At 66.9% G+C, this 16,953-nt stretch carries 17 protein-coding genes; 10 read left to right on the plus strand and 7 right to left on the minus strand.

Features of this window, described 5'->3' with window-relative positions; translation table 11 throughout:
- Window positions 1–18: 18 nt before the first annotated feature.
- From FHS75_RS09950 to FHS75_RS09960, 3 genes are all read right to left on the minus strand, one after another.
- Window positions 19–429: a group II truncated hemoglobin gene (locus FHS75_RS09950; protein ID WP_179407579.1), complete on the minus strand. Its 411-nt coding sequence runs from the start codon at window positions 427–429 to the stop codon at window positions 19–21.
- A 103-nt stretch (window positions 430–532) separates the two neighbouring features.
- On the minus strand, window positions 533–2,128 hold the full coding sequence (locus tag FHS75_RS09955; protein ID WP_179407580.1) for a cisplatin damage response ATP-dependent DNA ligase: 1,596 nt from the start codon (window positions 2,126–2,128) through the stop codon (window positions 533–535).
- Between the two features lie 7 nt (window positions 2,129–2,135).
- Entirely contained in the window at window positions 2,136–3,143 is a 1,008-nt protein-coding gene (locus tag FHS75_RS09960) for a ligase-associated DNA damage response exonuclease (RefSeq protein WP_179407581.1), read from the minus strand.
- Between the two features lie 103 nt (window positions 3,144–3,246).
- Between FHS75_RS09960 and FHS75_RS09965 the strand changes: the two genes are divergently transcribed.
- Window positions 3,247–3,780, plus strand: coding sequence for an EF-hand domain-containing protein (locus FHS75_RS09965; RefSeq protein ID WP_179407582.1), 534 nt, complete (start codon window positions 3,247–3,249; stop codon window positions 3,778–3,780).
- A 78-nt stretch (window positions 3,781–3,858) separates the two neighbouring features.
- On the opposite strand, the gene clpA is transcribed toward FHS75_RS09965, so the two are convergent.
- The gene (gene clpA / locus FHS75_RS09970) at window positions 3,859–6,237 is read right to left on the minus strand and encodes an ATP-dependent Clp protease ATP-binding subunit ClpA (protein ID WP_179407583.1); all 2,379 of its coding nucleotides are present in this window, start codon (window positions 6,235–6,237) and stop codon (window positions 3,859–3,861) included.
- A 137-nt stretch (window positions 6,238–6,374) separates the two neighbouring features.
- Window positions 6,375–6,593: a DUF1192 domain-containing protein gene (locus tag FHS75_RS09975; RefSeq protein WP_179407584.1), complete on the minus strand. Its 219-nt coding sequence runs from the start codon at window positions 6,591–6,593 to the stop codon at window positions 6,375–6,377.
- A gap of 91 nt (window positions 6,594–6,684) precedes the next feature.
- On the opposite strand from FHS75_RS09975, the gene FHS75_RS09980 reads away from it, so the two are divergent.
- The 4 genes from FHS75_RS09980 to FHS75_RS09995 all read left to right on the plus strand — a co-directional run bounded on the left by FHS75_RS09980 (window position 6,685) and on the right by FHS75_RS09995 (window position 10,878).
- Window positions 6,685–7,689, plus strand: coding sequence for an NAD(P)H-quinone oxidoreductase (locus FHS75_RS09980; RefSeq protein ID WP_229735539.1), 1,005 nt, complete (start codon window positions 6,685–6,687; stop codon window positions 7,687–7,689).
- Window positions 7,686–8,300: a glutathione S-transferase family protein gene (locus FHS75_RS09985; RefSeq protein ID WP_179407585.1), complete on the plus strand. Its 615-nt coding sequence runs from the start codon at window positions 7,686–7,688 to the stop codon at window positions 8,298–8,300. The genes FHS75_RS09980 and FHS75_RS09985 overlap by 4 nt, the downstream gene beginning before the upstream one ends.
- Window positions 8,301–8,398: 98 nt before the next feature.
- Window positions 8,399–9,124 (plus strand): DUF1013 domain-containing protein, encoded by a 726-nt coding sequence (locus FHS75_RS09990; RefSeq protein ID WP_179407586.1) that lies wholly within the window; start codon window positions 8,399–8,401, stop codon window positions 9,122–9,124.
- Window positions 9,125–9,201: 77 nt separating this feature from the next.
- Window positions 9,202–10,878, plus strand: coding sequence for an AMP-binding protein (locus tag FHS75_RS09995; protein WP_179407587.1), 1,677 nt, complete (start codon window positions 9,202–9,204; stop codon window positions 10,876–10,878).
- A gap of 7 nt (window positions 10,879–10,885) precedes the next feature.
- On the opposite strand, the gene FHS75_RS10000 is transcribed toward FHS75_RS09995, so the two are convergent.
- Together FHS75_RS10000 and FHS75_RS10005 are read right to left on the minus strand one after the other, a co-directional pair.
- Window positions 10,886–11,284: a bactofilin family protein gene (locus tag FHS75_RS10000; protein WP_179407588.1), complete on the minus strand. Its 399-nt coding sequence runs from the start codon at window positions 11,282–11,284 to the stop codon at window positions 10,886–10,888.
- 4 nt (window positions 11,285–11,288) lie between these two features.
- Window positions 11,289–12,437: a M23 family metallopeptidase gene (locus tag FHS75_RS10005; RefSeq protein WP_308420093.1), complete on the minus strand. Its 1,149-nt coding sequence runs from the start codon at window positions 12,435–12,437 to the stop codon at window positions 11,289–11,291.
- A gap of 219 nt (window positions 12,438–12,656) precedes the next feature.
- Here FHS75_RS10005 and FHS75_RS10010 point away from each other — a divergent pair, with 219 nt between their 5' ends.
- The 5 genes from FHS75_RS10010 (at window position 12,657) to FHS75_RS10030 (ending at window position 16,909) form a co-directional block, all read left to right on the plus strand.
- Entirely contained in the window at window positions 12,657–13,931 is a 1,275-nt protein-coding gene (locus tag FHS75_RS10010; RefSeq protein WP_179407589.1) for a glutamate-5-semialdehyde dehydrogenase, read from the plus strand.
- An 11-nt stretch (window positions 13,932–13,942) separates the two neighbouring features.
- Window positions 13,943–14,614, plus strand: coding sequence for a nicotinate-nucleotide adenylyltransferase (locus tag FHS75_RS10015; RefSeq protein WP_179407590.1), 672 nt, complete (start codon window positions 13,943–13,945; stop codon window positions 14,612–14,614).
- A gap of 125 nt (window positions 14,615–14,739) precedes the next feature.
- Entirely contained in the window at window positions 14,740–15,138 is a 399-nt protein-coding gene (rsfS, locus tag FHS75_RS10020) for a ribosome silencing factor (protein WP_179407591.1), read from the plus strand.
- Between the two features lie 106 nt (window positions 15,139–15,244).
- Complete coding sequence (locus FHS75_RS10025) at window positions 15,245–15,667, plus strand: 23S rRNA (pseudouridine(1915)-N(3))-methyltransferase RlmH (RefSeq protein ID WP_179407592.1); 423 nt, start codon at window positions 15,245–15,247, stop codon at window positions 15,665–15,667.
- A 9-nt stretch (window positions 15,668–15,676) separates the two neighbouring features.
- Window positions 15,677–16,909, plus strand: coding sequence for a murein hydrolase activator EnvC family protein (locus FHS75_RS10030; RefSeq protein ID WP_179407593.1), 1,233 nt, complete (start codon window positions 15,677–15,679; stop codon window positions 16,907–16,909).
- Window positions 16,910–16,953 lie beyond the last annotated feature (44 nt).

The following is a 16,953-nucleotide window of genomic DNA, read 5'->3' on the forward strand; positions in this document are numbered from 1 at the left end:
GCGGAGATGGCGCGAGTGTCAGTCCCGCGCCATGCCGCGCGCCAGCTGGGCGAGCGCGTCGCCCATCGCCCTGGCGAGTTCGGCATCGGCAGTTTCGACATCGGCAACGGCGCGCTCCATCGCCTCGGCCCATTGCCCGGCGACCGCGCGGTTGATCGTGAAGGGCTTGTGCGCGCTCATCATGCACTTGCCGGGATTGTCTTCGAACCAGTCGCGCGGGCCGCCGGCCCAGGCAGCGAGGAAACCGGCCAGCGAACCGCGCATGTGCGAAAGGTCGGGCGCATGCATGGCGCGCAGTTCCGCATAGGCCGGATCACTTTCCATCAGATCGTAGAACCGGGCGGTGATCGCGCGCATCGCGTCGTGTCCGCCCAGCCTGTCGAAAGGCGTATCCGGCTTCTGGTTCGTGTCGGCGGCGGCGGTCGCCATCGCGTCGTTCTCCCGTTTCGTCGTCTCTGCTCGCCCTGCCACCTAGGCGAGCATGGTTCAACGCGCGTTGACCGCGATCAATAAGCGGCGCAGGCTGCAGGGATCAGTCGCGGACAAGCGCGCGCAGGGCCTCGATGCGGTCCGCCTCGTGCGCCGGCTTGTCGGCGCGGATGCGGTTGATGCGCGGGAAGCGCATCGCGAGGCCGGACTTGTGGCGCCTGCTTTCGTGCACCGAATCGAAGGCGACCTCGAAGACCAGGCTCTTGTCGGTCTCGCGCACCGGGCCGAAGCGGTTGACCGTGTGGTTGCGCACATGGCGGTCGAGCCACTTCAGCTCCTCGTCGGTGAACCCGAAGTACGACTTGCCCACCGGCAACAGCTCCGCGCCCTTGTCGGGATCGCCGTCCCAGCAGCCGAAGGTGAAGTCGGAGTAGAACGAGGATCGCCGCCCGCTGCCGCGCTGCGCATACATCAGGACGGCATCGATCAGCAGCGGGTCGCGCTTCCACTTGTACCACAGGCCGGTCTTGCGCCCGGCGACGTAGGGGCTGTCGCGCCGCTTGAGCATCACCCCCTCGATCGCGTCGTCGCGGGCCCGTTCGCGGATCGCGGCCAGTTCGTCGAGCGTCGCCGCCTCGATCACGCGGCTGACATCGAAGCGCTCGGGCTCGAGGCGCTCTGCAAAGGCCTCGAGCCGTGCCCGCCGCGTCTGCCAGGGCTGGTCGCGCAAGTCCTCTTCCCCGAGGATCAGCGCGTCGTAGAGCCGCACAAAAGCCGGGAGCTCGCGCAGCATCTTCTTCGGGACCGTCTTCCGGCCCAGCCGTTGCTGCAGCGCGTTGAAGCTCGCCGCGCCGCCTTCCTCGCCACCCTGGTGTGCACCGCGCACGAGCAGCTCGCCGTCGAGCACCGCGGGAATGTCGAGCGCGGCGGCGACCTCGGGGAAGGTGTGCGAGATATCGTCGCCCGAACGCGAATAGACGCGCGATTCGCCGCCCGCATGGACGAGCTGGACGCGAATGCCGTCCCATTTCCACTCGGCGGCATAGTCGGCCATGTCGACCACCGTCTCCTCGAGCGGATGGGCGAGCATGAACGGGCGAAAAAGCGGCAGGTCCTTGCCCGAGGGCGGCTCGGCGCCGCGTGCGGCCCAGTCGAAGAGCGGCTCGTAGGGCGGTGTCAGACCGTGCCAGTACTCCTCGACGTCCTCGACCGCTACGTCGAAGCCTTGCGCGAATGCCACCTTTGCCAGCCGCGATGAAATGCCGATCCGCATTGCGCCTGTCGCCAGCTTGAGCAGCGCATAGCGACCGTTGGCATCGAGCCTGTCGAGCAGGGTTGCAAGATCGCGAGGGGCGCTCGCCCGGGTCATCGCCGAAAGCGCCTCGACAGCCTCGGACACCGACGGCGGCGGCTCCGGTGCGACAGTCGGCCCGGGCCACAGCAGGCTCGCGGTTTCGGCCGTATCGCCGACGTAGTCGCGCGAAAGCGTCCACAGCGCGGGATCGACCCGCTCCATAAGCAGGTTGCGGATCGTCGAACTCTTCACCGCCGGAAAATCGAGGCCGTCGGTCAATGCCGCCAGTGCCCAGCCGCGATCGGGATCGGGCGTGCAGCGCAGGTATTCCGCGATCAGCCCCAGCTTGGCATTGCGCGACCGGGTGTAGACAAGCCTGTCGATAAGCTGTGCGAACGCGATCATCGCCGGGTCAGTCGTCCTCGTCCTCGTACCCGACAAGCGCGAGCGCGCGCGCCTTGCGCTGGTGAAGCTGGCACCAGCGAAGCATCGCTTCCTCGCGACCGTGAGTGATCCACGTTTCGGCGGGATCGACTTCCTCGATCGTGCGCGTCAACTCGTCCCAGTCGGCATGATCCGAGATGACGAGCGGCAATTCGACGTTGCGTTGCCGGGCGCGCTGGCGAACCCGCATCCAGCCTGACGCCATCGCGGTGATCGGATCAGGCAGCCTCCGGCTCCAGCGGTCGTTGAGCGCCGACGGCGGGCACACGACGATCCGGCCTTCCATTTCGGCCTTGTCCTTCGCATCGGAAACGAGCTTGAGCGTGCCGAGGTCGATGCCGCACTCTTCATAGAGCCGGCACATTCTCTCCATCGCGCCATGCAGGTAGATCGGCTCCAGGTGGCCGCAGCGGCGAAGTTCGGCGATGACTCGCTGCGCCTTGCCGAGCGCATAGGCCCCGACGAGCACGCACCGCTGCGGTTCCGCTTCCAGCGCAGCAAGCAGCTTGCCCATTTCCTCTTCGACCGGCGGATGGCGGAACACCGGAAGTCCGAAGGTCGCCTCGGTGACGAAGATATCGCAGGGGGTCACTTCGAAAGGGGCACAGGTCGGATCGGGGCGGCGCTTGTAATCGCCGGTAACGACGATGCGCTCGCCCGCGTGCTCCAGCAGTATCTGGGCCGAGCCGAGCACGTGACCCGCCGGTATCCACGTCGCGTCCACCTCGCCGGGCAGCCGGATCGTCTCGCCGTGCGAGACCGGGACCGCGCCGTCTTCGGTCTGGTAGCGCAGCCGCATGATCGCGAGCGTCTCGGGCGTGGCGTAGGTCTCGCCATGCCCGCCGCGCGCATGGTCGGCATGACCGTGCGTGACGAGCGCACGGTCCACCGCGCGTGCCGGATCGATCCAGCAGTCGGCGGGGACGACGTGGATGCCCCACGGCTCGGGTCGTATCCAGTAAGGCGCGGAAGACATGGCACATAAATGGGAGCTTTCGCGCGCGGTTCCATCCTTGGCGATTGCCAGTTGCGCAACACGCGCTACTTAGGAGGCGATCGGTAGGGAGCACGAGGCGAAAATGAGAAACCCGGCGGCCATGGCGGCGATCCTCATCCTGGCAGGTTGCGGCGCCCAGCCCGATCAGGCGACGCCGAGCGAAGCGGCCATCGAGGAGGCGCCCGAAGTCGCGACCCCGATGCCCGCCGCGACGCTCGATCCCGATGCCACCGCGAAGCTGCGCAGCTTCAAGGGGCGCGACACCGATGGCGACGGTTTCATCACCAGCAACGAGAACGCGCAGGCGATGAACCGGATATTCCAGTCGATCGATAGCGATGGCGACGGGACGATGACCGTTTCCGAGCTCAACGCCGCGCGCGAGGCGCTCGGGCTCATGATGCTGCCCGGATCGGAAGAGCAGATCGCCGAGGCGGATCAGGACAACGACGGCAAGCTGACGCTGGCCGAATGGATCGCCAATGGCGGCAGGCTGTTCAAGGCAGCCGACGCGAACGCGGATGGGACTCTCAGCCGGCAGGAATTCGATGCGCTGCCGCAGCTCGAATCGATGGCTTCGGGATCGGCCGCGCCATCGCAGGCAGCTGAAAAGTAATCTCCGGGAAGCGAAAGGCCCGCCTCCTTCCGGAAGCGGGCCCTGCCCGTCGGTGCGACCCTCGGGGCCCGGCGCCTCTCAGCTCTCGTCGCTGTCGGCGCTCTTCTCCGCTTCCGGCCCGGCCTTGCGGTCCGGCTTCTTGGCTGCGGTCTTCCTGCGTTTCTTGCGCACCACCTTGGGAGGAGCGGGCGTAAGCTCGAATGCCAGCTCGGCCTCCTTGACCGAGACATGCACCTCGCCCCCGCCGGCAAGCTTGCCGAAAAGCAGTTCCTCGGCAAGCGGCTGCTTGACCTTTTCCTGGATCAGGCGGCCCATCGGACGCGCGCCGTAAAGCTTGTCGTAGCCGCGCTCGCCCAGCCATTCGCGTGCATCGCCGTCGAACTGGATGTGGACGTTCTGCTCGGCAAGCTGGAGTTCGAGCTGGAGGATGAACTTGTCGACGACCCGGCTGACCGTACCCTTGCCGAGGTAGGCGAACGGAACGATGGCATCGAGGCGGTTGCGGAACTCGGGCGTGAACATCTGCTTCACCGCTTCCTCGCTCGCGTCCTCCTTCGATACGTCGCCGAAGCCGATGCCCTGCCGCGCCATGTCCGATGCGCCCGCGTTGGTCGTCATGATGAGGACGACATTGCGGAAATCGACGGTCTTGCCGTGGTGATCGGTCAGCCTGCCGTTATCCATGACCTGCAGCAGGATGTTGAACAGGTCGGGGTGTGCCTTCTCGATCTCGTCGAGCAGCAGGACGCAGTGCGGCTGCTGGTCCACCGCATCGGTAAGCAGGCCACCCTGGTCGAACCCGACATAGCCAGGTGGCGCGCCGATCAGGCGGCTGACCGAATGGCGCTCCATGTACTCGGACATGTCGAACCGCTGGAGCGGGATGCCCATGATCGAGGCGAGCTGGCGCGCGACTTCGGTCTTGCCGACGCCCGTCGGCCCGGAGAACAGGAACGAGCCGATCGGCTTGTCCGGATCGCGAAGGCCGGCGCGCGACAGCTTCATCGCGGTCGACAGCACGCCGATGGCGCGGTCCTGCCCGAACACGACCTGCTTGAGGTCGCGTTCGAGGTTCTCAAGCGCCTTCTTGTCGTCGGTGCTGACCGACTTGGGCGGTATGCGGGCCATCGTCGAGATGACCTTCTCGATCTCCTTGGCGGTGATCGTCTTGCGCCGGCGGCTGGGCGGCACGAGCATCTGCATCGCGCCGACCTCGTCGATGACGTCGATCGCCTTGTCGGGCAGCTTGCGGTCGTTGATGTAACGCGCCGAAAGCTCGACGGCGGTCTTGATCGCGTCGGGCGTGTAGCGGACCTTGTGGTGCTCCTCGAAGGCGCTGCGCAGGCCCTTGAGGATCTTCACCGTGTCCTCGACCGACGGTTCGTTGACGTCGATCTTCTGGAACCGGCGAAGCAGCGCGCGGTCCTTTTCGAAATGGTTGCGGAATTCCTTGTAGGTCGTCGATCCGATGCAGCGGATCGAACCGCCCGAAAGCGCGGGCTTGAGCAGGTTCGATGCGTCCATCGCGCCGCCGCTCGTCGCGCCTGCGCCGATGACCGTGTGGATCTCGTCGATGAACAGGATCGCCTCGGGCATCTTCTCGAGTTCTGCGACGACCTGCTTCAGCCGCTCCTCGAAATCGCCGCGATAGCGCGTACCGGCAAGCAGCGAGCCCATGTCGAGCGAGTAGATCACCGCTTCGGCGAGAACTTCGGGCACGTCGCCCTCGACGATCTTGCGGGCAAGGCCCTCGGCGATGGCGGTCTTGCCGACGCCCGGATCGCCCACGTAGAGCGGGTTGTTCTTGGACCGCCGGCACAGAATCTGGATCGTGCGGTCGACTTCGGGACCGCGACCGATCAGCGGGTCGACCTTGCCCGAGAGAGCCTTCTCGTTGAGGTTGACGCAGAACTGGTCGAGCGCGGAGTCCTTCTTGTTCGCCTTGGCGTCGGCCTTTTCCTCCTGCTGCGGGGCTTCGGCCTCGGCTCCCTTGGGCGAACGGTCCTCGATCCGGCGGCCGCCCTTGCCGATGCCGTGGCTGATGAAGCTGACGGCGTCGAGACGGCTCATGTCCTGCTGCTGCAGGAAATAGACGGCGTAGCTGTCACGCTCGGAAAACAGCGCGACGAGCACGTTCGCCCCGGTCACCGTGTCCTTGCCCGAGGATTGCACGTGCAGGATGGCGCGCTGGATCACGCGCTGGAAACCCGCGGTGGGCGTGGGATCGCCCTGCTCTTCGGTCTTGAGCGACTGGTACTCCTGGTCGAGATACTGCTTCACCACGTCGCCGAGATCGCCCAGGTCGACGCCGCATGCCTGCATCACCTGCGCCGCGTCGCCGTCCTCGATGAGCGCGAGCAGGAGGTGCTCCAGCGTTGCGTACTCGTGGCTCCGGTCGGACGCGTGGCTCAGCGCCGAATGGAGTGTCTTCTCTAGGCTCTGTGCGAAACTTGGCATCTAGGCTTCTTCCGTCTGGGGGCGGGAAAGGGCGTCTCCCGCCGGGTGCAGGATCAGGACGATCGATTGTATCGCTTCCCGCATGAACGCCCCCGATATGGGAATGATCGAAGGCGTTGCGAGGTTGCGCATCGGGATCAGCCGCCCTTCGGCCTGAACAGCGCGTCGGCGGCGTCCATGTGCGCGGCGGCCTTCATGCGGTGGCTGGCGACCCGCGCGATTTCGGCTTCGAGCAGCGAAATGCGCGCGTCGAGTTCGTCCAGGGAGTAGCTGTCGAGGCTCTCGCCGGCGAGGAGGCTGGCGGCGCCGTAATCCTTTTCGGAGCCGCGGGACCTAGGTCGATCGTCGTCGTCCATTGCACTGCAGCATCCGACGCATTGCGCTTGCTGTCAACGGGTACCCGCTTTAGGGCAGGGACCCGCGTGTCAAAAGCGCCACAGGGGGGACATGAGCCAGGTCTTGCTGCCCGATACGATGACCGCCATCGGCTTCGACAACCCGGGAGGGCCCGATGTCCTGCGCGCGCAGGATTGCCCGGTCCCGCGGCCCGGAACGGGCGAAGTCCTCGTGAAAGTCGCGTTTGCCGGGGTGAACCGCCCGGACATCGTGCAGCGCGAGGGGCGCTATCCGCCACCGCCGGGCGCATCTCCCATTCCCGGCCTCGAGATTGCGGGTGAGGTCGTCGCGGTGGGCGAGGGCGTCGACGAACCGATCACCGGGCAGCACGTCTGCGCACTCGTTTCGGGGGGCGGTTATGCACAGTATTGTGTCGCCCGTGCCGCGCATTGCCTGCCGGTGCCGGACACGCTTTCGCTGGCCGAAGCGGCCGCGCTGCCCGAAACGCTGTTCACCGTCTGGCACAACGTGTTCGAGCGCGCATACGCCCGCGACGGGGAGACGATCCTGGTCCATGGCGGGACGAGCGGCATCGGCACGATGGCGACGATGCTCGGCAAGCTGTTCGGCCTTTGCGTGATCGTGACCTGCGGCAGCGACGAGAAATGCGCGCGCGCCATCGAGATCGGCGCCGACCACGCGATCAATTACAAGACGAACGACTTCGTCGAGGAAGTGGCGCGCATCACGCAGGACCGTGGCGTCGAGATCGTGCTCGACATGGTTGCGGGCGACTACGTGACCCGCAACCTCAGGTGCCTTGCACCCGACGGGCGGCACGTGACGATCGCGGTGCAGGGCGGGACGAAGGCAGAGATCAACATGGCGGTCGTCATGGCGCGCCGCTACACGCTCACCGGGTCGACGCTGCGTCCGCGTTCCGACACGTTCAAGGCGCTCCTGGCACAGGAGATTGTCGCCAACGCATGGCCATTCGTCGCCGAAGGTCGGCTCAGGCCCGTGATGGACGAGGTATTCCCGCTGGCGGACGCGGCCACCGCCCATGCCCGGATGGAAGCGGGCGATCACATCGGCAAGATCGTGCTGCGCGCATGATGCGCTTTGTCCTTCACGAGGATCCGCGCAGCGGCAACTGCTACAAGATCCGGCTGGCCGCGGCGCTTACCGGCCAGACGATCGAGCGGGTGCAGTACGACATTATGAAGGGCGATACCCGGCGCGAGGACTTCCTGCGCAAGGTCAACGCCAACGGCCGCATCCCGGTGCTGCAGATCGACGAGCGGTTCCTGCCCGAAAGCAATGCCGCCTGCTGGTTTCTCGCCGAAGCGAGCCCGCTCTTGCCGCACGACCGCTTCGACCGCGCCGACGTGCTGCGCTGGATGTTCTTCGAGCAGTACAATCACGAGCCGAACATCGCGACGCTGCGCTTCTGGCTCCACTTCGTGGGCGAGGCCAACCTCAACCGCTTCCAGAAAGAGCAGATCATGGCCAAGCGCGCCGGCGGCGAGCATGCGCTGACGCTGATGGAAGAGCACCTGGCCGTGCGCGAATGGTTCGTCGGCGAAAGCGTCACGCTCGCCGACCTAGCGCTCTATCCCTACACGTCGCTCAGCGAGGCAGGCGGGTTCCGGCTGCGCGACTACCCGCACGTGTGCGCGTGGATAGAGCGGTTCGAGGCGCTGCCGGACTACGTCGCGATGGATTGACCGCTAAGGCTTGCCGATTCGCGCGGCATGTCCTAAATCGGGCGGGTACACGGCCGCTCCGCAAGGGCGGCCCTTATTGTTTGCGCCGGAGAATTACGATGACACAGCCCACTCCGCTGATGCCGCACGCGACGGCGTCCTGGCTCGTGGACAATACCTCGCTGACCTTCGAACAGATTTCGGAGTTCTGCGGTCTGCACCTGCTCGAAGTCCAGGCGATGGCCGACGATCTCGCTTCGAGCAAGTATACCGGGCGTGACCCGGTGCGCGCCGGCGAGCTGACCAACGACGAGATCGAGCGCGGACAGGCCGACGCCAGCTATTCGCTCAGGATGCACAAGGCGCCGGTCAACGTCAGCCGCACCAAGGGCCCGCGCTACACGCCGGTATCGAAGCGGCAGGACAAGCCCGACGGCATCGCCTGGATCCTGCGCCACCACCCCGAGATTTCGGATGCGCAGATCGGCAAGCTGATCGGCACGACCCGCAACACCATCGGGGCGATTCGCGATCGCACGCACTGGAACATCCAGAACATCCAGCCCAAGGACCCGGTCACGCTCGGCCTGTGCTCGCAGCGCGAGCTCGACGCCGTCGTCGCCAAGGCGGCGAAGAAGGCAGGCATCGTCGAGGACGGCGCGCAGGACGCATCGCTCGGCGACGATCGCGAGGCGCTGATCGAGGAACTGCGCAAGGAGCGCGAGGACGCCGCCAAGGCCGCGGTCGAGGCCGCGCAGGAAGCCGAGGCGCAGGCCTGGCTCGAAGCCAAGCGTGCCGCCGAGGCCGCCGAGGCAGCGGGCGTGGAGATCGAGGAAAAGGAATAAGTCGCCTCCGGGCGGCCAGGTCCCGCCCCGGCGAACGCGCGCTTGCCCAGCGCTTCGCTCCGGTCCATTAGTCGGCCATGGAGAGGACACTGCCGGAACCCTGGCGCGAGCGCTACGTGCACCCCTGCCAATGGGACCAGACATTCGAGCCGCTGACGATGACGGACCTGTTCGCGCAGGCCGCCAGGAAATTCGGAAACGATCCGCTCGTCGATTTCTACGGCCGACGATACAGCTACGCCGAACATTTTCGCGAGGCGCGGGCTTTCGCTGCCGGATTGCAGGCGCGCGGGATCGGCAGGGGCGACAGGGTCGCGCTTTTCCTGCCCAACGTGCCGATCTACGTTCCTGCCTACTTCGGAGTGATGATCGCGGGCGCGGTCGCGGTGAATTTCTCGCCGCTCTACAGCGCGGAGGAGCTGGAAGCGCAGGTCGCCGACTCCGGTGCCCGCCTGATGGTCACGGTCGATGCAGCAAGCCTGCTCCCGACGGCGCTGAAAGTCCTGCGCAATTCCGCGCTCGAGGGGGTGATCTCGGGCTCGCTGCCGAGAATGCTGCCGACCCTCAAGGGTCTCGCTTTCAGGCTGTTCAAGCGCGGCGATCTCGCGCCCATCCCGAAGTCCGCGGACATCTCGACCTGGGAGGACGCGCTGGGCGATGCGGAGCCCGCGCCTGCGGATTACGGGCCGGACGACCTGGCGCTGCTCCAATATACCGGCGGCACCACCGGCACGCCCAAGGGCGCGATGCTGACGCACCAGAACCTTTCTGCCAACGCGCGCCAGATCGAGGCGGTCGATCCGCACCGCAACGAGCGGGACATGATCGCGGGCGTGCTGCCGCTCTTCCATATCTTCGCAAATGCGACCGTCCTCAATCGGACGATCTACAACGGCGGGTGCATGGCGCTCCTGCCGCGCTTCGATGCCGCGCAGTGCCTCAAGATGATCGAGCGTACGCGGGCGACGTCGATGCCCGGCGTACCCACCATGTACCAGGCGCTGCTCGACGATCCCAGTCTGGCGGGAACCGATTTCACGACGCTGCGCACGTGCATTTCGGGCGGTGCGCCGCTGCCGATGCCGCTCAAGGAAAGGTTCGAGGATCGCACGCGGGCCGCCCTGATCGAGGGCTACGGCCTGACCGAGAGCGGTATCGTCTCGACCAACCCCTACGAAGGCGGTGAGAAGCCCGGAACGATCGGCCAGCCGCTGCCCGGAACGCGGCTGCGCCTGCTCGACAAGGAAGACCCGTCGAAAGACGCGGCGCCGGGCGATGCCGGGGAACTCGCCATCTCCGGGCCTCAGGTCATGCTGGGATACTGGAACCGGCCCGACACCGCGGCACATGCCTTCGCCGAGCGCGACGGCGAGCGCTGGCTGCGTACCGGCGACATCGCGAGAATCGACGAGGACGGGTTCGTCCGCATCGTCGATCGCAGCAAGGACATGATCGCGGTTGGCGGCTTCAAGGTATTCCCGAGCCAGGTCGAGGCCGTGCTTGTCGAGCATCCGGCGGTCAAGGAAGCGCTCGTTATCGGCGTGCTCGACGACTATTACGGGGAAATGCCGCGCGCCTTCGTCACGCTGCAGGACGCCGCCGGCGGCGAGGAACTTCGCGACTGGCTCAATGCGCGCGTCGGCAAGCACGAACGGGTGGACAGCGTCGTCGTTCGCGAAAGCCTGCCGCGCACGATGGTGGGCAAGCTCGACCGCAAGGCCCTGCGCGCCGAAGTCGTCGACGCGGCGGAATAAGCCGGTTCTATTCCTGCGAGGCGGCGAGGATCAGCCGGTTCTCGGCATCCTCGTCGTTGTCCGCACGGGGCGCGGCGCTGGGTGTCAGGCGGCCGTCGACTTGCGCGCCCTGCTCTATGGTCAGGGCATCGTAGGAAACGTCGCCCTCGATGTGGGCCGTCTTCAGGATCACGAGCTCGCGAGCCGAGATCGAGCCGCGCACGGTGCCCGCAAGACGAGCGCTCTCGGCAGTGATGCCTCCCGAGACGACGCTGTCGCATCCCTGCACGAGCCTGGCGCAGGCGATGTCGCCTTCGACCTTGCCGTCGACATGGAGGTCCGACGTCGCGTGAATGTCGCCCCTGATCGCGGTATCCGCGCCGAGGACCGAGAAGGAACCGCCCTGCGCGGGCGCTCTTGCGGACATCGCGTCAGCCTGCGTGGGCTTCTTCGAGAACACGGGGGGCAGTCTCCAGGAAGGGGCGCGGATTGACCGCGCGGTCGTGAACGCGCACTTCGAAATGGAGGTGCGGCCCGGTCGAGCGGCCGGAATTGCCGATCTTGCCGATGACGTCGCCGGCCGCGACCTTTTCGCCCGCCCGCGCGACGAAGCGCGACATGTGGGCATAACGGGTCACGAGGCCGTTGCCGTGATCGATCTCGATGCAATTGCCGTATCCCGCCTTGCGGCCCGCGAAGCTGACCGTGCCTTCGGACGCGGCATAGATCGGCGCCCCCATGGGCCCGGCAAAATCGAGGCCGGCATGGAATGCGGCGCTGCCGTTGAAGGGATCGGAGCGGTATCCGAAGCCCGATGAAATGTATTCGAGACGAGCGGGATGGACCTGCGGAATGCCTGCCAGGCCGCGTTCGAGCGCGTCCATTCTCGCCAGGCTGACGCCGAGGCGCTGGAACCGCGCGTCGAGGGAGCCGTCGCCGGCAGTGGCAAGGCTCATGTAGGGGCCGCCACGCGCTGTCCGCTCACCGACGGAGGCGAGCACGGCGTTGGGATTGAGGCCAAGCTTGCGGATCGCTTCGGCTGCGCGCTCGGCGCGATGCTCGGCAACGCGGATGAGCCGTTCGACGAAGCCGTTCTGCGATGCCTCGATTCGGGCAAGGCCGGCAGCCTCGGGCAGGGCGGCGCTGATGCGATCGGCCTTGTCCCCGCCGGCGTCGCGATCCGAAGCAAGTCCGGCGTCCTCGGGCGCGGCCTCGGGCATGTCGCCGAGGTGGGCCTCGACCATCTTCTCGATGAACTGCTGGCGCCGTTCGAGGTCGGTCGCCTTGGCGGCGATATCCTCGCGATAGGAGGAGACGCGGTTCTCGGCGGTCGCGACTTTCGCCTCGCGGTTTTCCAGCGCGAGCCGCTCGCGCGAGGCGGAGTACTGGCTCACTGCCATCGCCGCCATGGTCACCAGCCAGACGATCAGCAGCAGGGCGACCGCGCCGGCGGCAAGCAGCTGAAGTTTCGAGGAGATTTTGATGAAACGAACCTGGCCCTCGGATCGCATGATGAATTCGCGATCCGGGAATATGGTCCGCAGGCGGGTCAACGCTCCGCCGACGGTTATACCTTTCAAGACGACCCCGCTTATTTGTTAACGCGTCCCCGCTTCGGGCTAGCAAGGATGGTGGGTGCGGGCGACTCCGGAAGGCCTGAAAGCGTCGAGTCGAAACAGGAGCGCGACGAACCGTTCAAGGAGCTGGAACCAATTTCCACGCCGCCGCTAAGTGCTTGTCGGTGCGGCGATTCGCCGCCGGCAATGACAGCGCGGGCGGGCAATGCTAGGCGCAGGGACATGAACATCGAAACCCAAATATCGACCGACCCCGCAAAGCTGGTCGCGGATCTGGCCGTGGCCGGCCGTGCGGCACAGCGGAAACTATCCCGGCTGACGTCCGAGCAGAAAGCAGCAGCGCTCCATCGTGCGGCATCGGAAATCCGCGCGAATGCGGCGCAGATCCTTGCCGAGAACGCGAAGGACCTCGCGGCGGGCGAGGAGCGGGGCCTGACCGGGGCGCTGCTCGATCGCCTGAAACTCGATGACGACCGGCTGGCCGGCATCGCCGACGCCATCGACAACGTGGCCGACCTCGCCGACCCCGTCGGCGACGTCATCGATTGCACCGAGCGTCCGAACGGCCTGCGCCTTTCGCGCGTGCGCATTCCGATCGGCCTGATCGGCATCATCTACGAGAGCCGCCCGAACGTCACCGCCGATGCGGCCGCGCTCGGTGTCCGCTCGGGCAATGCCGTGCTCCTGCGAGGGGGCAGCGAAGCGGTGCATTCGAACAATGCGATCCACGCCGCCTTCGTGCGCGGCCTCGAAGCTGCCGGCGTGCCGGGCCAAGCGGTCCAGCTCATGCCGACGCAGGACCGTGCGGCGGTGGGCGCGATGCTGACGGCGGCAGGGCTGATCGACATGATCGTGCCTCGCGGCGGCAAGAGCCTCGTCGCGCGGGTACAGGCCGATGCCCGCGTGCCGGTGCTCGCCCACCTCGACGGCATTTGCCATACCTACGTGCACGAGGCGGCGGAGCCCGCGATGGCTCGCGATGTCGCGCGAAACGCGAAGATGCGTCGGACGGGCATCTGCGGCGCGATGGAAACGCTTCTGCTCGACGCTCGCTTCCCGGCTTCTGGCGAAGTGGTTTCCGCCCTCGTCGACGCCGGTTGCGCGCTTCGGGGCGATACCCGGGCCTGCGCGCTCGACCCCCGGATCGAGCGCGCCGACGACGAGGACTGGGACACCGAGTATCTCGACGCCGTGCTCTCTGTCGCGATCGTCGATGGCATGGACGCCGCTCTCGACCATATCGCGGAGCACAGCTCGCACCATACCGACACCATAGTCACTGCCGACGATGCGGCGGCCGAGAGGTTCCTGGCCGAAGTCGACAGCGCGATCGTGATGGTCAACGCTTCCAGCCAATTCGCCGACGGCGGCGAATTCGGCCTCGGTGCGGAGATCGGGATCGCCACCGGCCGCCTGCATGCGCGCGGCCCCGTCGCACTCGAGGGGCTGACGACCTACAAGTGGCAGGTGCGCGGAAGCGGCCAGATCCGGCCCTGAGGCACGGGCAGGTGACCGGGCACGGGCCGGCGCGTATCGGGCTGCTCGGCGGCAGTTTCAACCCGGCCCACGGCGCGCATCGCCGGATAAGCCTCTTCGCGCGCGATGCGCTCGGCCTCGACGAGGTGTGGTGGCTGGTCTCGCCCGGAAACCCGCTCAAACCGAAGGCCAGCATGGCGCCGCTGTCCGCGCGGTTCGCGTCGGCGCTCGCGCAGGCGCGGCGCGCCCCGATCCGCGTTACGGCGATCGAGCGCGAACTTGGCACGCGCTTCACCGTGGATACCCTGAAGAAAGTCGCAAGGCGCTGGCCGCGCAGGGAATTTGTCTGGCTGATGGGGTCGGACAACCTGGCCCAGTTCCACAAGTGGAGGCGCTGGCGTGATATCGCGAGGACGATGCCGATTGCGGTCGTGGCGCGTCCGGGCTATGATCGGCCTGCCTTCGCGAGCCCCGCGATGGCCTGGCTCGGGCGATACCGGGTTCCCGTTGCCGGATTTCGCAACCGGGCAGAATGGAGCGCTCCGGCGCTGGTGATATTGCGTTTCGATCCCGACAAGCGTTCGGCCACTGCGATCAGGCAGGGCGAACCGGACTGGGCCTCCCGCTATCCCGCACAGGCCCTTCGTGACGGCGTGACGCATCGCCCCATCCGCCCGCCTTTCGAACCAGAGCGAACTGCATGACGCCGACGCCGTCTTCGACCGGCAGCGACATGCGCGATGGCGTTCGTATTCCCCGGATCGTTGAATGTCATGCGGCCAGTAGCCATCTTGCCGCCCAGTCACCGACAGGAGCAAACCGAACCTAAATGAACCAGGCGCAGTCCAAGCCGGAGCAAGCCGGCGCCGCCGTACCGCCAATCGCAGCCGAGCCAGGCTCGGCGCATGCGCTGGCACTTTCATCGCTGGACGACGATCAGGCGCAGGAAGTCGTCTCGATTCCGCTGGAAGGCAAAAGCAGCATTGCCGATCACATGATTGTCGCTTCCGGGCGGTCGAGCCGCCAGGTCGCATCGATGGCGCAGAAACTGGCCGAGCGCCTGAAACAGGCCGGCTTCGGCTCGCCCCGGATCGAGGGATTGCCCGCTGCCGACTGGGTCCTCGTGGATGCAGGCGAAGTCATCGTCCACCTGTTCCGTCCCGAGGTGCGCAGCTTCTACAACCTCGAACGGATGTGGGCGTTCGGAGACACCGCCGGCGCCGCCTGAGCGCCGTTGCCACAAGGCGCCCGCAATCCTTCGGCATTGCGGGCCGAACCGGCGTTGCCGCCCGGCAACCCTGGCATGACGGTGTAGACAACACCGGGAGGCAACCATGTTGCTCCACGTGATCGCGCGCGGAAAGATCGCGCGCTCCCCCGAAGCCGACTTGTTCGAGCGCTATGCGAAGCGGGTCACCTGGCCGTTCCGCCACACCGAACTTCCGGAAAGCGGCGGACGCATTCCCGAACCGTTGACGCCGAGCCGCGAGATCCTTCTCGACGAGCGGGGCAGTGCGATGGACTCGGAAAGCTTCGCGCAGCTTCTCGGGCGATGGCGCGACGACGGTATTCGCGAAGTCCGTTTCGTGCTCGGCGCAGCCGACGGGCATGGAGAGGAGGCTCGACGACAGGCCGACCTCATGCTTTCCTTCGGTGAAATGACCTGGCCGCACCTTCTCGCCCGCGCGATGCTTGCCGAGCAATTGTGGCGCGCCACCAGCATTCTTGCTGGCCATCCGTACCACCGGTCTGGATAAGGTGACGTCGTGACGTCACTTCGCCGCCTCTCGCTCTGGACAGCGCCGCCCGTACTGCTGCTGGCAGGCGCAGCCGCGATTGCGCAATCGGCGGATTTCGTCGGGCCGGCGCCCGTCGATGCCTCCGAGACGCGGCGCAAGCTTGCCGAGGCACGCGCGCAGGGCGAATCCGCGCGGGCTCGGGCCGAAAAGCTGGAAGGCGAGGCAAGGCGCGTCAACGAAACTGCGGAGAAGACGGCGCGCGAGGCCGCCGCCGTTGCTGCCCGGATACAGGAGACCGAAGCCACCATCGCGGCCCAGGAGGCGCGCATCGCCCTGATCGGCCGGGAGCGTGCGAAGCTGCGCGAGCGCCTCGCCGAGCGGCAGCAGCCGCTGGTCCGGCTCACAGGAGCTCTGCAAAGACTGTCGCGCCGCCCGCCGGTGCTGGCAATGCTTCGCCCCGGTTCGGTGCGCGATACGATGTACATGCGCGCCCTTCTCGAAACGATGATGCCCGAAGTCGAGAAGCGGACATCGGCGTTGCGCTCCGAGATCGAGAAGGGCGAGGCGCTTGAACGGCAAGCCCTCGCGGCACGCGAGCGCCTTGCCGCCAGCGAGAGCCGCCTGGAGGAGCGCAGGTCCGCGCTCGCGGCACTCGAATCGCAGCAGCGCCTTGCGTCGCGGCAAGTCGGGGGCACGGCAGCGCGCGAGGCCGAACGCGCGCTCGCGCTGGCTGAAAGGGCGCGCGACCTGACCGACCTTGTCGAGGAGTTCGGCAAGGCCGGACAACTGCGCGAGGAACTCGCGCGGCTGCCCGGTCCGATCATGCGCCCGCCGAGACCCGAGGAGTCGCGGGTCGTCGCGGCCGAAAGCTTCACGGCGCCGCCGGCGGGCCTGCCGGATTACGTATTGCCGGTTTCGGGCCGCGTCGTGGCCGGGTTCGGGGAAGCGAACGAGGGCGACGTCCGTTCGCGCGGAATATCGCTTTCGACGCGTCCGGGCGCGCAGGCGGTTGCGCCGGCACCGGGCCGGGTTGCCTTCGCCGGGCCTTACCAGGGTTACGGCCAGATCGTCATAATCGAGCACGGGGGCGGCTGGACATCGGTCGTCACCGGGCTTGCCCAGCTCGATACGACCGTGGGACGGTCGCTCGTCGCCGGATCGCCGCTCGGAATCGCCGGCGCGGGCGATCCCGTCGTCGGCCTCGAACTGCGCCGCGACGGCGAGGCGGTGAACCCGCTGCAGTACGTGCGAACGCTCTGAGCGCTCGCATTCCGATCGAAAATGCCCATCTTCCGTTCAGGATT

Source organism: Novosphingobium marinum (genome assembly GCF_013408095.1).
GTDB classification, from domain to species: domain Bacteria; phylum Pseudomonadota; class Alphaproteobacteria; order Sphingomonadales; family Sphingomonadaceae; genus Novosphingobium; species Novosphingobium marinum.

What these genes read in the sequence shown, in the direction of transcription:
- FHS75_RS09950 (WP_179407579.1), bottom strand. Translation starts at nt 429, where the DNA reads ATGGCGACCGCCGCCGCCGACACGAACCAGAAGCCGGATACGCCTTTC.
- FHS75_RS09955 (WP_179407580.1), bottom strand. Translation starts at nt 2,128, where the DNA reads ATGATCGCGTTCGCACAGCTTATCGACAGGCTTGTCTACACCCGGTCG.
- FHS75_RS09960 (WP_179407581.1), bottom strand. Translation starts at nt 3,143, where the DNA reads ATGTCTTCCGCGCCTTACTGGATACGACCCGAGCCGTGGGGCATCCAC.
- FHS75_RS09965 (WP_179407582.1), top strand. Translation starts at nt 3,247, where the DNA reads ATGAGAAACCCGGCGGCCATGGCGGCGATCCTCATCCTGGCAGGTTGC.
- clpA (WP_179407583.1), bottom strand. Translation starts at nt 6,237, where the DNA reads ATGCCAAGTTTCGCACAGAGCCTAGAGAAGACACTCCATTCGGCGCTG.
- FHS75_RS09975 (WP_179407584.1), bottom strand. Translation starts at nt 6,593, where the DNA reads ATGGACGACGACGATCGACCTAGGTCCCGCGGCTCCGAAAAGGATTAC.
- FHS75_RS09980 (WP_229735539.1), top strand. Translation starts at nt 6,685, where the DNA reads ATGAGCCAGGTCTTGCTGCCCGATACGATGACCGCCATCGGCTTCGAC.
- FHS75_RS09985 (WP_179407585.1), top strand. Translation starts at nt 7,686, where the DNA reads ATGATGCGCTTTGTCCTTCACGAGGATCCGCGCAGCGGCAACTGCTAC.
- FHS75_RS09990 (WP_179407586.1), top strand. Translation starts at nt 8,399, where the DNA reads ATGACACAGCCCACTCCGCTGATGCCGCACGCGACGGCGTCCTGGCTC.
- FHS75_RS09995 (WP_179407587.1), top strand. Translation starts at nt 9,202, where the DNA reads ATGGAGAGGACACTGCCGGAACCCTGGCGCGAGCGCTACGTGCACCCC.
- FHS75_RS10000 (WP_179407588.1), bottom strand. Translation starts at nt 11,284, where the DNA reads ATGTCCGCAAGAGCGCCCGCGCAGGGCGGTTCCTTCTCGGTCCTCGGC.
- FHS75_RS10010 (WP_179407589.1), top strand. Translation starts at nt 12,657, where the DNA reads ATGAACATCGAAACCCAAATATCGACCGACCCCGCAAAGCTGGTCGCG.
- rsfS (WP_179407591.1), top strand. Translation starts at nt 14,740, where the DNA reads ATGAACCAGGCGCAGTCCAAGCCGGAGCAAGCCGGCGCCGCCGTACCG.
- FHS75_RS10025 (WP_179407592.1), top strand. Translation starts at nt 15,245, where the DNA reads ATGTTGCTCCACGTGATCGCGCGCGGAAAGATCGCGCGCTCCCCCGAA.